This is a genomic window from Legionella nigrisilvae (assembly GCF_977063395.2).
This window is the reverse complement of the sequence record NZ_CDRUGZ020000011.1, coordinates 613,525-627,703: the sequence shown is the minus strand read 5'-3', so window position 1 is coordinate 627,703 and position 14,179 is coordinate 613,525. Positions and strand designations below refer to the sequence as shown.

Genomic DNA, 14,179 nt, shown 5'->3' with positions numbered 1-14,179 from the left:
TTAGTCCAAAAGTTGACTTAGTTTAATCGTTTGATCGTATTGATAAACTGGTTTTAATTGCCCGTAATCAGTCAGGTGTAAATAACCAACAGAAAGCTGATCCTCTGCTAAATGTGCAGGATTGTCAAAGCTAAATTTAATTATTTGTTTTCCTGGTTCGAGCCATTGTGCACTTTGTGCTGTTTCAATAGGAATATCTATTCCTTTTGAGTTTTTCTTGTATAAAACGCTTTGTAATGCATAACGACTTCCTGTCGCTACTTCTACCGTTGCGGCTAAAGTTAAGGGGTTAGAGGAAATTTTTTTTATACTAACTAGACTGGCAGAAGGTATTGCATAGGAAAACGCAGCTCGGCCAGTGCGATGAAGAGGGCTATTATCACTAAGTTCGCATAATACATCCACATCGATGTACCAATTCACTCCATGAGGATTCACATCAGAAGATAAGACAGCGCTGGCTTGGAATTGATTACGTTTTACCTCTTTTATTTTGAGAGGTATAGTTTGGTTGTCAGGACCTACTAGCGTAGCATCTATATCCTCTACTGGATAAGTGGTTACATTATCTTTTAGGGTAATAAGTGCGTTAAATTGAGCTCCATATTGATATTGTAAGGCCGATGGTTCAATTTGGAGATAAATCAATGAATATTTTTCAAAAACATCAATCAGATAAGTATGTGCTTCATTTTCAGAGTCTGCTGATTTGCTTTTGATTATGAAATTTCCCGCACCTAAATCAGGTTTGATTTGGAGCATGGTCTGATGTGAACCGATTTTTAGCGACTCATCTATAGCTTCATCTTGACTGTAGAGGGAAGAAGCCTCTTTTAAACTAATGAATGAACCGGAGCCACTTTTTAACTCCAATTCAGGCATGGATTTGTTTTTTTCCAAAGGAATAATGCGTATTACAGCCTCGGCAGCTTGAACCGGTAAGTTGACACCCTTTTGCAATTGAGCAGCGGTAACTCGCTGCTGATAACTGTAACTTTTTTGAATGTTGCTTTCTGCTTTATTTAAAGGACTGGCCGCAATCTTCCAATGATCTTGTAGGCTTTCATGAGGTAAGCTATCGCAAATATCACAATCATACGATTTAACTGGAATTTGTGGTAAGTTGTATGCGTTGACCTGTGCGCAACAAAATAAAGACAGAAAAGTAAGAGTAGTTCTCATTTTGCAGCTCCTTTTGAATCTAAGACAGAAATCAATATTTTATCGAGTCCAAAACATGAATGACGACTTTGGTTATGACTCAGTGTCGTTTGATCTTCCGTTTGTTCTTTATCGTAAAACCAAACGGATCCCGCAGCAATTTGGGAACTGCAATTTAAAAAACCATCTGCACAAGAATCCAAATAGATTTTAGCAAGCCTTAAACCGCTATTGAGTAAATAACCGTTACAATAACTGGCTGAAGAAAAAGGGGAGGAGATAACGTTAGTTCCTATCACTGAATCAAAAGGTACGGGCAAGGAGGGACGTTTTTTAGTGCCAAATAAGAGTTCTTCATTATAGATATGCATGTCACCTACACGTTGTTGTTTCACTGCATCGCCTGTATATCCTAATAACCAACTCAAGCTGGCTTCAAAAATTCCTCCGTTGAGAAGCATATCGGCGAGCGGGGTCCCTCCACTTGAAGGTGCTAATGCGATAATTTTCTTAATTTTTCTTTTTAATAGCATGTATCGTTTATCATAGGTTGGATTAGAGAGAATCCAACGCATTACATTGGCGCCATTGGAATGTGTATAGAGAATTAGAGAGTCAATTTTTTTATGATTTATAAAATCCAATAACTGATTCGCAGTACACCCCGCAACATCTTCCTCCCACATATATTTGCTGTAATCACAATGAACTACATAATAATTTCCAGGATTAGGAAGTGCTTGGGCTATATCTTGAATAAAATCGGTTTTCCAATACCCCCCCTCGGCATCTTCTCGGTGGTCATTTGTTCCATGTATAAAAGCAATACCCAAATTGCCATATTCATGAGACTGAGAAAAAGCATAAGTTATTGCAGAGAATGCAAATAAAAATACTGCGACTAAGATACGTTTAAAATCCATTTTATCACGCCTCGGTTCTTGTTGAATCGATATGTATCTATAGCATATTTTTTAATGATAAACTAATGTTTTAAGATCATTGCTTACCCTTCAGTAAGGTTATAAATTGATGCAAAGCTGGGGGTGAGGGGACATATTTTTAGAAGCAATGGCTTCTGGGTTTGAATTATGGATGGAAATGAATGAGTATTGATGAGATTAAGGAACAAATAGCTGAGTTGAAAAATAAAATTAGGAAATATGATTATCATTACTATGTCCTTGATGAGCCATTGGTTCCTGATGCCGAATACGATAGATGTTTTCGCGAATTACACGATTTAGAAACGAAGCATCCTGCATTATTGACGGCGGATTCCCCCACTCAACGTGTGGGGGGTGCTCCTGTAGATGCATTCATGCCGGTTACTCATCGGCAACCGATGTTGTCTCTATCGAACGTATTTACTGAAGAAGAACTGCAAGCCTTTATTAAACGAGTTACCGAAAAACTCGACGAACCCATTCAGCAATTAGTTTTTACTTGTGAACCTAAATTAGATGGCCTCGCTGTTAATCTCACCTATGAAAATGGAACATTGGTTTCTGCTGCAACACGTGGGGATGGAACTACTGGGGAAAATATTACAGCCAATATCAAAACAATCGCTGCGGTTCCTTTGGTTTTAAGAGTGTCCACACCACCTCGTATTATCGAAATACGGGGTGAAGTGTATATGCCGAAAGCAGGCTTTGAAGAATACAATAAAAAAGCTAAAGAGGCTGGCGAAAAAGTTTTTGCTAATCCTCGTAATGCTGCAGCAGGTAGTCTACGGCAATTGAATCCTGCAGTGACAGCAAGTAGGCCTTTAGCTATTTATTGCTATGGAATAGGAGCTTGCGAAGGGTACAGCTTACCGAACACGCATTGGGAGCAATTGCAATTACTAAAAGAGTTTGGTTTTAGAGTCTCTTTAGATACCAAAAAAGAGATAGGTATTAAAGGATGTTTGGATTATTACCATAATATATTAGCCAAACGTGATCAACTTCCCTTTGAAATTGATGGGGTTGTTTATAAGATTGACAGTATTCCTTTGCAACAACAACTTGGCTTTATTTCAAGAGCACCTCGATTTGCTTGCGCCCATAAATTTCCTGCCTCAGAAGAGATGACGCAACTTTTAGCTGTTGATTTCCAAGTAGGAAGAACTGGCGCTTTAACTCCTGTGGCACGTTTGGCACCGGTCAATGTGGCAGGCGTAACTGTAAGTAATGCAACATTACATAATATGGATGAAATTATTAGAAAAGATATCCGTATTGGTGATAGTGTCATTATTCGTCGTGCTGGAGATGTTATTCCTGAAGTGGTTTCTGTTGTTCTAGAAAAACGCCCTGCACATACCAAAGAGATTGAGTTACCTAAAACATGTCCTGTATGTGGTTCTGAAGTGGTGCGTGAGGAAGGTGAAGCGGTTGCTCGTTGTGTTGGTGGGTTATTCTGTAAGGCTCAATTGAAACGAATGATGTGGCATTTTGCTTCTCGTAAGGCCATGTATATAGAGGGATTGGGAGCTGTACTTATAGAACAGTTGGTGGATGAGGGAATTGTCCGTCATTTACCGGATCTGTACAGGCTTGATGTTAATACCCTGTCAAATCTTCCCCGTATGGGAGAGAAGTCGGCCAAAAATTTATTAGATGCTTTAGAGCAAAGTAAGAAAACAACCCTTAGTCGATTTCTTTATGCTCTTGGAATTCGTGAAATCGGTGAGGCGAGTGCGCGGATGTTGGCAGAGCATTTTGGAGATATTGATGCTATCTCTAAAGCAACAGAAGAAGAGTTGATGAATTTGCAAGATATGGGTCCTGTCGGTGCTTTTAATGTGGTCCATTTTTTCGCTCAGGATCACAACCGCAAAGTTATCGAACATTTATTAGCCCTTGGAGTTCATTGGCCAAAGCTGGAGAAGAAGAAAGTCAATAAAGAACATCTTTTATTTGGCAAAACAGTCGTTTTAACCGGAACTTTAAGTACTATGGGTCGCGAAGAAGCTAAAACAAAATTGTTAGCTTTAGGAGCTAAAGTAAGCGGTAGTGTCTCTGCTAAAACAGATTACGTGATTGCTGGAAGCGAAGCTGGGTCCAAATTGGATAAAGCAAATGATTTGGGTATTGCTGTTTTGGATGAAGAGAAATTTCTGGAAATGTTGGATAGTTAGAAGTTATCGCTGCGATGAGAGGAGGTTTTGGGTCTGCTGAAGTAAATGGCGAGGTTCGCTCATTATCTTCTTTGGGGAAAAGATTTTTTGATCACTGGTTTGTCGTCCTTGAGACGCCTTTATATAAGGATATTTTTTTGAATCGTATACGGCGAATGGTTCTGATTGTACTGCTTTTAAAAAGCTTTAGCTTCGCTTATGCTTGGCCTTGGGTTTTAAATAATCCCTATCCACAAGTGCAATCAAAAGAAAATATTTATTATTCATCCTTTTCCGAACAGCCTAAAACTCTGGATCCCGCACTCTCTTATTCAACGAATGAGTCTATTTTTATTGCCCAAATATATGAACCTTTGTTGCAGTATGATTATTTACAAAGGCCGTATCAATTAACTCCATTAATAGCTACTGAAATGCCCCAGTTAAGGTACCTGGATGCGCAAGGTAATCCATTGCCTGAAAACAGTCAGCAAATTCCTACTTTTAGCGTTTATACGGTACATATTAAAAAAGGAATTTATTACCAGCCTCATCCTGCTTTCGCTAAAGATGATAAGGGCATATACCGTTATCATCATATAACAACGGAATATTTAGATGATAAAGGAATTAATCAATTGTCTGATTTTAAGCATACTGGGACACGGGAATTGATTGTTGATGATTATATATATCAAATAAAACGTTTGGCGAATCCTCAATTAAGCTCTCCGATTTACGGTTTAATGAATGATTATATTGTGGGTTTTGCGGAATATGGGCAAAGCCTACCTAAAAATAATAAATACATTGATCTGCGTAATTACCCTTTAAAGGGACTTAAAAAAATAGATGACTACTCGTTTGAGATCACGTTAAAGGGAGAATATACTCAATTCCAATTTTGGTTGGCTATGAGTTTTTTTTCCCCCATACCCTGGGAAGCGGACTTTTTTTATTCCCAACCAGGAATGCTGGACAATAACATCACTTTGAGCTGGTTTCCTGTAGGCACAGGTCCTTTTATGTTGGTAAAAAATAATCCCAATCGAAGTATGGTTTTACAAAAAAATCCAAATTTTCACGAAGATTATTATCCAAGCATGGGTTCAGATGAAGATAGAAAATTGGGATATTTGGTTAATGCGGGTAAACGCTTACCTTTTATTGAAAAGGCAGTTTTTACACTCGAAAAGGAATCCATTCCCCGATGGAATAAATTTTTGCAAGGTTACTATGATAATTCTGTTGTAGGTGCGGATAGTTTTGATCAAGCAATTCATACGAATCGATATGGCAAAGCAGAACTAACTCTTGAGATGCAAAAAAAACACATGTACCTCACGGAAGAGTTACAGCCTTCAACCTACTATATGGGCTTTAATATGCTTGATAAAGTAGTAGGTGGTTCAAGTGAACGAGCCCGAAAGTTAAGAAGGGCCATTTCAATCGCGGTAAACTATGAGGAAAATATAGCAATTTTTCATAATGGCCGAGGTATTGCTGCCCAAGGACCCATTCCACCCGGTATTTTTGGTCATAAAAAAGGTAAAGAAGGAATTAATCCCTATGTTTATCAATGGAATAATGGCGATATAGAACGACGTCCTATAAGTGATGCCAAAAAACTCATGGTGGAGGCAGGCTATCCTGATGGAGTGGATCCCGCTACTGGAAATCACTTGATTTTACATTATGATGTAACCACAACAGGAGCCCCTCAGGACAAGTCGCTCTTTGATTGGATGCGTAAACAATTTGCCCAAATAGGCATTGATTTAAATGTTCGTGCGACTATGTATAATCGTTTTCAAGAAAAAATGCGCACTGGAGATGCCCAAATATTTAGTTGGGGGTGGGTGGCAGATTATCCGGATCCTGAAAACTTTCTCTTTCAATTGTATGGTGCCAACGGAAAAGTTAAATTTAGTGGTGAGAATGCCGCAAACTATCAAAATCCTGAATTTGATCGCCTCTTTAATTTAATGAAAAATAGAAAAAATGATGAGCAAAGGCAGAAGTATATTGATGAAATGCTGCAAATTGTGCGAAATGATGCGCCATGGGTCTGGGGGATACATCCGGAAGAGTTTGTTTTATCACAAAACTGGGTTACACGAGTGAAGCCCAATACTATGTCTTTTGCAACTTTAAAATATATTTCTCTCAATGTGCCTGAACGCAATAAATTGAGATTACTTTGGAATCAACCTATTTTTTGGCCCTTGGGTCTCTTGTTTGTGCTTATTTTAATTCTAGTTCTTCCTTTGGTTATTGCGTATTACAAGAAAGAAAGAAAACCAGCAGAACGGACCTCTCTATCATGATCAAATATTTATTTCGTCGAGTAAGTTATTCAATACCTATTCTTTTTGGAATTAATCTCATTACGTTTATTTTATTTTTTATGGTGAATACACCTGATGATATTGCGCGGATGCATTTAGGACAGAAACATGTGGAGCAGCAAGTAATTGAGGATTGGAAAGCAGCGCATGGTTATGATTTACCCTTATTCTACAACGAACAAAAAACAGGCATACAAAAAATACAAGCCACCTTGTTTTTTCAAAAATCCCTGAAGCTTTTTACTTTTGATTTTGGTGTCTCTGATTCTGGACGTGATATTAGTGAGGATATTACCTATAGGATGTGGCCTAGTCTTTCAATCGCAGTCCCTGTTTTACTATTGGATATTGTAGCTAACATTATTGTAGCTATGGCCATGGCTTTTTTTAGGGGGACTTACCTTGATTTAACTGGTGTGGTGCTGTGCATTATTTTAATGTCCATATCCAGTTTGTTTTATATTATTGGTGGCCAATATCTTTTTGGTAAATTATTGCGTCTCGTACCCATTTCAGGCTATGACGGGGGAGTTGATGCGTTGAAGTTTGTTATTTTGCCAGTTACAGTCGCAGTACTTAGTGGTTTGGGGGCTGGTGGTCGATGGTATCGTACTTTATTCTTAGAAGAAATGCACAAAGGCTATGTAAAAACGGCAAGAGCCAAGGGGTTATCTGAGCAAAAAGTAATGTTCAAACATGTATTAAAAAATGCAATGCTACCCATATTAACTGGTATCGTCGTGCTCATTCCTTCACTATTTATGGGTAGCCTAATCTTGGAGTCGTTCTTTGGCGTACCCGGCCTAGGCAGTTATACGATTGACGCGATTCAACAACAAGATTTTGCTATAGTAAGGGCTATGGTGTTTTTGGGCTCAATTCTTTACATTGTTGGGTTGGTATTAACCGACATCTCCTACATGGTGGTCGATCCTCGGGTGAGGTTATCATAAAAAATATAATGATGAGATTATTTGAGAAGAAAAATGACTTTTGAGTTTCTATGGACTGATAAATGTTTTCTCACCTTATTGGCCTTAAGCGTAGTGGTCATTTTGTTAAGCTTGCGTAAGCAACATATTAGACGTTCTTTTTCCCTCATTTTGCATAAGCCCATTGCAGTGAGTGCGGGCATCATTTTATTATTTTTTATTATTATTGGGGTTTTGGATTCCATTCATATTGCCTCGGTACAAAAGGACTCAGAAACTGCGACAACTTTGTTGGATAGGATTCTTGCTCCTATAGATCAGATTTCCGAAAAAACTTATTCTGCACCTTTAGCTTTAACGCAATTCATCAGTGAAACCACCTTAATAAATGGTGTTGTTAAGCAAACTTATCCAACATTAATTTATCCTCGACAGTGGGTTAAAACCGAATCAGAGAAAAATGAGGTTATAAAACGTTCAATTAGAAGTGCATTGAAAAGCAGTATATTAATAGCATTTTTTACTGGAGTAGTTCTGATTTTGTTTCGTTTTAGCCGGGGAATAAAACCTCTTTTTGTTTTAAGTGCTCCCAGCTTAAGTACCCTAATTACTTTTGGTGTCCTGACGTTTTTTGTTGCGCTTGGATATGAGCTTTCAAGAGTATTTCATGTATTAGGCACGGGACAAATTGGCCAAGATATTTTTTATTTTACAATTAAGAGCATCCGCACCGGTTTGGTCATCGGTCTTTTAACCACTTTATTTATGTTGCCCTTGGCCTTATTTTTGGGGGTTATTGCTGGGTATTTTGGTGGTTTTGCAGATGATCTGATTCAATATGCTTATACTACTCTAAGTTCGATTCCGGGTGTTTTATTGATCACCGCCTCAGTTTTATCTTTGCAAGTGTATATAGCCAATCACCCAGAGCAGTTTAGTACCTTGGCGCAGAGCGCAGATGCCCGTTTGTTAGCACTCTGTTTCATTCTAGGCGTGACGAGTTGGACGAGCTTATGTCGGCTTTTGCGAGCAGAGACTTTGAAATTGCGTGAAGTGGATTATGTTCAAGCAGCACGTGCCTTAGGATCTAATTGGTTTACCATTATTCGCAAACATTTACTGCCAAATGTAATGCATATTGTAGTAATTACCTTGGTTTTGGATTTTAGTTTTCTAGTCATGGCTGAGGCATTACTTTCTTATGTGGGGGTAGGGGTTTCACCCATGACAATTAGTTGGGGTAATATGATCAATAGTGCACGCTTTGAGCTCGCACGTAATCCAGTAATCTGGTGGCCTATGATGGCTGCCTTTCTCTTTATGTTTATGTTAGTTTTAGCAATTAACTTATTTGCCGATGCGGTCCGCGATGCTTTTGATCCACATCAATCCCATATTTGAATAAAAATAGTTTTAAAACGTATTTATGGTTTTGTTATCGTGCTGGTGCAGGTAGGCAAAACGATTGATTTAGGTTAAAGTTCCTCAATTAAGCTTAATGAGTTAATTTCCTTATGCAACAACGTTTTGTACATTTACGTGTTCACACTGAGTTTTCTTTAGTTGATGGTTTGGTTCGAGTAAAACCTTTAATGAAAGCTCTACCATCTCGAGGAATGTGTGCCGTTGCGGTAACTGATTATTGCAATTTGTTTGCTGCAGTGAAGCACTATAAGAGTGCGGTTGATGCGGGAATCAAACCTATCATTGGAAGTGATTTACCTTGCCATGACCCTGAGCAGCCAGAACGCGTTTCGTCTATAGTTCTTTTGTGCCTAAACTTAGAAGGGTATAAAAATCTAACATGTCTTATTTCTAAAGCGTACCAAGAAGGTCAATACCAAGGACAACCCAGAGTACACAATGAATGGATCAAGGAATATTCCGAGGGACTCATTGCTTTATCCGGTGGACGATTTGGGGATATTGGACAGGCTCTGCTAGCCAATGATGATGCTTTGGCAAAAAGCCGGGCATTATATTGGCAAACCCTTTTCCCTGACCGATTTTATCTGGAAATTCAACGTACGGGGCGGCCTGATGAATCCCGGTATAATGAAAAATTAATTGCCTTAGCTGACGAGCTGAGATTACCGTTAGTTGCAACTAATGATGTTCGTTTTCTTGATCAGGAGGATTTTGAAGCTCATGAAGCTCGTGTTTGCATTCATGAGGGTTATTCATTAGCAGACCCTAGAAGAACGCAAAAATATAGTGCGCAACAGTACTTACGCTCAGCCGATGAAATGATTGCTTTATTTTCTGATTTGCCCTCTGCAATTCAAAACACTGTTGAAATCACTAAGCGCTGCACGGTAAAACTAGACTTAGGTAATAATTATCTCCCCAATTTCCCTATCCCAGATGGCTCTACGGTTGAGGAGTATTTATCGCATTTATCACAAGTGGGATTAGAAGAGCGCTTACTGCAAATATTTAAAAACAAACCTGAAGTCTTACAGACCTCTCGAGGAGAATACGATAAACGACTCCAGATAGAGTTGAACGTTATTAATAACATGGGTTTTGCTGGTTACTTCCTAATTGTGGCTGATTTTATTCAATGGGCCAAAGCAAATGGTGTGCCTGTGGGGCCTGGACGGGGATCTGGAGCCGGATCATTGGTGGCTTATGCATTAAAAATCACCGATTTGGATCCTTTAGAGTATGAATTACTTTTCGAGCGTTTTTTGAATCCAGAGCGGGTATCCATGCCTGACTTTGATATCGATTTTTGTATGGAAGGACGCGATCGTGTCATTGATTACGTAGCGGAAAAATACGGCAGACAAAGTGTTTCACAAATTATCACCTTTGGTACCATGGCTGCAAAGGCAGTGGTCCGTGATGTAGGTCGTGTATTAGGGCATCCTTATGGTTTTGTAGATAAATTAGCAAAATTAATTCCTTTTGAAATTGGTATTACATTAAGCAAGGCATTGGAGCAAGAGGAAGAGCTCAAACGCCGTTATACCGAGGAAGAAGAAGTCAAAGAGTTAATTGATTTAGCCTTAAAACTTGAAGGAATTACCCGTAATGCGGGAAAACATGCTGGGGGTGTTGTTATTGCGCCATCTAAGCTTACAGATTTTACTGCAATTTATTGTGAAGAAGGTTCAAATCAAATTGTTAGCCAATTTGATAAAGATGATGTTGAGGCAGCAGGTTTGGTCAAATTTGACTTTTTAGGATTACGCACTCTAACAATTATCGATTGGGCATTAGCCACAGTAAACAAAAAACAAGTTGCGGAGGGCTTACCTCCGGTTGATATCAGTCAAATACCCACAGATGATGCAGCGACTTTTGATTTATTAAAGGCATGTAAAACCACAGCGGTGTTTCAGCTGGAATCCCGTGGTATGAAAGAACTAATTAATCGCTTACAGCCAGATTGTTTTGAAGACATTATCGCGTTGGTGGCTTTATTCAGACCAGGACCTTTACAATCTGGAATGGTCGATGATTTTATTGATCGCAAGCATGGACGTGCGGCCGTTGACTATCCTCATCCTGATTTAGAACCGATTTTAAAACCCACTTATGGCGTTATCTTATACCAAGAACAAGTGATGCAAATTGCTCAGGTATTGGCAAATTATACTCTTGGGGCTGCTGATTTATTACGTCGTGCCATGGGAAAGAAAAAGCCAGAAGAAATGGCAAAACAACGAGAAATTTTTACTCAAGGAGCCACTGCCAGAGGTGTGGATGAAAAGGTAGCAACCCATATTTTTGATTTAATGGAAAAATTTGCTGGTTATGGTTTTAATAAATCACATTCAGCAGCGTATGCTTTGGTCGCGTATCAAACTGCTTGGCTGAAGGCGCATTATCCGGCGGCATTTATGGCAGCAGTTATGTCTTCAGATATGGATAATACGGATAAAGTAGTCACTTTTATTGATGAATGTGCTCATATGAAGTTAAAGGTTTTGCCCCCTTCAATCAATCACTCAATGTATCATTTTACAACTGCCGATGACGCCACCATTATTTATGGTCTTGGGGCCATAAAAGGAGTGGGTGAATCAGCGATTGATTGTATTACCCAAGAACGAGAGACTGGGGGAATATATACTGACTTATTTAGTTTTTGCCAACGCCTTGATCTGCGTAAAGTAAATCGACGTGTATTGGAAGCAACTATTAAAAGTGGTGCTTTTGATGATTGGAATGTGGAACGCGCTATATTGACTGCTTCTTTGGAAAAAGCGTTAAAAGTAGCGGAAAAAGAGCATCAAAATCAATCCAGTGGTCAATTTGATTTGCTTTCCTTATTGGAAGAGGAGAGCAAGGAGCATGAGTACGTGCAGTGCAAACCCTGGTCTGAGGCTCAACGTCTTGAAGGGGAGAGGGAAGTTTTAGGGTTTTATTTAACCGGACATCCTGCCGATCAATATCGACGAGAATTTGGTGAATTTATCGTTTCTATCAGTCAATTAAATCCCTCGATGCATAAAAAAGCCATCATATGTGCACAAATAATAGGAATTCGCAAAATTGTGACTAAGCGTGGGAAGAAGTTGGTCATTTTGGGGATGGATGATTCTACGGCGCGACTTGATGTCGTTGTGTTTGGAGAGCTTTTTGAGTCTTCTGTGGCGAATTTGGCAACTGGAGATATGTTAGTTATCGAAGGAGAAGTTGCGCATGATGATTATAATGGCGGCGTGAAAATGACTGCAAATTCTCTCTACGATGTTCCTACTGCTCGTACTAAATTTGCTCGATGTTTGGAGTTGCGTTTGCATGCTGGGAATCAAGGAATATTAGCTTCCATTCAGGCCTTGTTAAAAGCTCATGTGGGTCGTTGTTCAGTGCAGTTTTCCTACTGTAATGACTATGCAAAAGCGCAGTTGAGTCTTGCACCACAATGGCAAGTAATTCCGAGTGATGAGTTACTTGGGCTTTTGACCAACCTTTTGGGGGATGAGCACGTGGTGATGAAATATTAGGAGTTAGGAGTTTGGGTGCAGCAGACGGAACCCAGATTGTTATCGAAAAAGCCAGGTTCCGGTTCGCTGCAGCCAGGTTACACTTATTAGTCTGCTAACAATTTATCCATTTTGGCTGCACAAATAAAATCATTATGACTCAAACCATTAAGGGCATGAGTCATAAAGCTTACGTGACAATAGTTATAACCTACCTCTAAATCTGGATGATGGTTTTCAATATTTGCTATCCATGCGAGTGCATTGACAAAGGCCATTGTTTCATAAAAATTATTAAAAGATAAACTTCGTTTAATAATTCGGTTATCTGCACTAACCTCCCAATTTTTATTTAATTGTGGCATCAAATTCTTAATTTGTTCTGCATTTAATGCAGCCCCTATGCCTTCACATGATTCGCAATGTTTGCTGCTTAAGTCACTGGTCATTTTATTTTCCTTACTTGCAGGTTTTTGGCAAATTCTATTACCCTGAATAACCATAATAGTTATTGAGAGTATCCAGAAATCGATTGTTCTGATCCTTAGTTCCTATGGTTACTCGTAGGTAATTATTCATCTTATACGGATGCAGAGGTCGCACGATGATACCTCTATCGAGCAGATAGTTGTAGAGCCGAATCCCATCTTCCTTAGAGTCAAAAGTAATGAAGTTGCATGCAGAGGGTAGGTAGGGAATATCTAATTGTTCTAATCCCTCCCTCATCTGTTCCATCCCTTCTGCATTGGTTCGCAAACTTAATTGGATAAATGAATCATCATCCAGTGCTGCATAAGCGGTGGTTAGAGCGACCTGATTGACAGTAAAAGGAAGCTGTATACGGCGCATGAGCTCAATGATTGAGGGATGAGCCATGGCATAACCTAATCGTACGCCCGCTAATCCATATATTTTTGAAAAGGTGCGTGTGATGATTAAATTGGGATGATGAGCGAGCCACTCAATACTGTTCTCATTTAATTGGGAAGCAGCATACTCATAATATGCTTCATCAATGACCAATAAGGTACTTTCAGGAATATTTTCTAACAGACGTTTTATTTCCTTTTGATTAATAAGGACCCCCGTAGGATTATTCGGATTCGCTAGAAAAATAATACTTGTTTTTTCGTTGCAGGCTTGAATTAATTTATCTATGTTGACTTGCCAATTTGAATCTATCCCAACAGTATGAACGGGGATATTTAAGGTATGGGCTTGAATTGCATAGGTGCTAAATGCGTATTCGTGGGTGATGATATGTTTGTCATGATGTAATGCAAAACAGTTAAGTAGAATGGTATATATATAATCTGAACCGTTACTTACAAAAAGCTGATCGGTATCAATTTCTAGTTTATGGGCGAGTTTAGGAATTATAGGGTGATTGATTGGTGAGGGATAAGTTGCAAGAACGTGGGGAGACATTTCTCTCAATGCGGCCAAAGCTAACGGACTGCAGCCTAGAGGATTTTCGTTGCTGGCCATTTTAATAATATCATGGTCATTAATCCCTTTTTCACGCGCTAATTCTTCTATAGATTTGCCCGGTTTATAGGGGATTAAAGATCGTATGCCTGGATGAGGTAATTGCTGAAAGTTAACCGTCATAATTTTCCCTAATATAAATTTTTCCCATATTATCCAAGCTTTAGCATTCTGTCACGAGCCTATGAGATTAAAAATCATTTAATT

9 protein-coding genes are annotated in these 14,179 nt (G+C 39.0%); 5 read left to right on the top strand and 4 right to left on the bottom strand.

Features of this window, described 5'->3' with window-relative positions:
• Positions 1-1,182 carry a DUF4785 domain-containing protein gene (locus ACWTE2_RS02820; protein ID WP_454784063.1) on the bottom strand — a complete coding sequence of 394 codons (1,182 nt, stop codon included), beginning with the start codon at positions 1,180-1,182 and terminating at the stop codon, positions 1-3.
• On the bottom strand, positions 1,179-2,084 hold the full coding sequence (locus ACWTE2_RS02815; RefSeq protein WP_454784062.1) for a hypothetical protein: 906 nt from the start codon (positions 2,082-2,084) through the stop codon (positions 1,179-1,181). The genes ACWTE2_RS02820 and ACWTE2_RS02815 overlap by 4 nt, the downstream gene beginning before the upstream one ends.
• A gap of 182 nt (positions 2,085-2,266) precedes the next feature.
• Between ACWTE2_RS02815 and ligA the strand changes: the two genes are divergently transcribed.
• The 5 genes from ligA (at position 2,267) to dnaE (ending at position 12,505) form a co-directional block, all read left to right on the top strand.
• Positions 2,267-4,288 carry an NAD-dependent DNA ligase LigA gene (gene ligA, locus ACWTE2_RS02810; protein WP_454784061.1) on the top strand — a complete coding sequence of 674 codons (2,022 nt, stop codon included), beginning with the start codon at positions 2,267-2,269 and terminating at the stop codon, positions 4,286-4,288.
• A gap of 155 nt (positions 4,289-4,443) precedes the next feature.
• On the top strand, positions 4,444-6,594 hold the full coding sequence (locus ACWTE2_RS02805) for an ABC transporter substrate-binding protein (protein WP_454784433.1): 2,151 nt from the start codon (positions 4,444-4,446) through the stop codon (positions 6,592-6,594).
• Positions 6,591-7,568, top strand: coding sequence for an ABC transporter permease (locus tag ACWTE2_RS02800; protein ID WP_454784060.1), 978 nt, complete (start codon positions 6,591-6,593; stop codon positions 7,566-7,568). Before ACWTE2_RS02805 ends, ACWTE2_RS02800 begins: the two co-directional genes overlap by 4 nt.
• 33 nt (positions 7,569-7,601) lie before the next feature.
• Positions 7,602-8,948, top strand: coding sequence for an ABC transporter permease (locus ACWTE2_RS02795; protein ID WP_454784059.1), 1,347 nt, complete (start codon positions 7,602-7,604; stop codon positions 8,946-8,948).
• Between the two features lie 113 nt (positions 8,949-9,061).
• Positions 9,062-12,505 carry a DNA polymerase III subunit alpha gene (dnaE, locus tag ACWTE2_RS02790; RefSeq protein ID WP_454784058.1) on the top strand — a complete coding sequence of 1,148 codons (3,444 nt, stop codon included), beginning with the start codon at positions 9,062-9,064 and terminating at the stop codon, positions 12,503-12,505.
• Between the two features lie 86 nt (positions 12,506-12,591).
• Here the strand turns inward: dnaE and ACWTE2_RS02785 are convergent, their stop codons facing one another.
• On the bottom strand, positions 12,592-12,933 hold the full coding sequence (locus tag ACWTE2_RS02785; RefSeq protein ID WP_182390998.1) for a 4a-hydroxytetrahydrobiopterin dehydratase: 342 nt from the start codon (positions 12,931-12,933) through the stop codon (positions 12,592-12,594).
• A gap of 37 nt (positions 12,934-12,970) precedes the next feature.
• Positions 12,971-14,095, bottom strand: a complete 1,125-nt coding sequence (gene hisC / locus ACWTE2_RS02780) for a histidinol-phosphate transaminase (RefSeq protein ID WP_454784057.1) — start codon at positions 14,093-14,095, stop codon at positions 12,971-12,973.
• Between the last annotated feature and the right edge of the window lie 84 nt (positions 14,096-14,179).

What these genes read in the sequence shown, in the direction of transcription:
- ligA (WP_454784061.1), top strand. Translation starts at nt 2,267, where the DNA reads ATGAGTATTGATGAGATTAAGGAACAAATAGCTGAGTTGAAAAATAAA.
- ACWTE2_RS02785 (WP_182390998.1), bottom strand. Translation starts at nt 12,933, where the DNA reads ATGACCAGTGACTTAAGCAGCAAACATTGCGAATCATGTGAAGGCATA.
- ACWTE2_RS02820 (WP_454784063.1), bottom strand. Translation starts at nt 1,182, where the DNA reads ATGAGAACTACTCTTACTTTTCTGTCTTTATTTTGTTGCGCACAGGTC.
- ACWTE2_RS02805 (WP_454784433.1), top strand. Translation starts at nt 4,444, where the DNA reads ATGGTTCTGATTGTACTGCTTTTAAAAAGCTTTAGCTTCGCTTATGCT.
- hisC (WP_454784057.1), bottom strand. Translation starts at nt 14,095, where the DNA reads ATGACGGTTAACTTTCAGCAATTACCTCATCCAGGCATACGATCTTTA.
- ACWTE2_RS02815 (WP_454784062.1), bottom strand. Translation starts at nt 2,084, where the DNA reads ATGGATTTTAAACGTATCTTAGTCGCAGTATTTTTATTTGCATTCTCT.
- ACWTE2_RS02800 (WP_454784060.1), top strand. Translation starts at nt 6,591, where the DNA reads ATGATCAAATATTTATTTCGTCGAGTAAGTTATTCAATACCTATTCTT.
- ACWTE2_RS02795 (WP_454784059.1), top strand. Translation starts at nt 7,602, where the DNA reads ATGACTTTTGAGTTTCTATGGACTGATAAATGTTTTCTCACCTTATTG.
- dnaE (WP_454784058.1), top strand. Translation starts at nt 9,062, where the DNA reads ATGCAACAACGTTTTGTACATTTACGTGTTCACACTGAGTTTTCTTTA.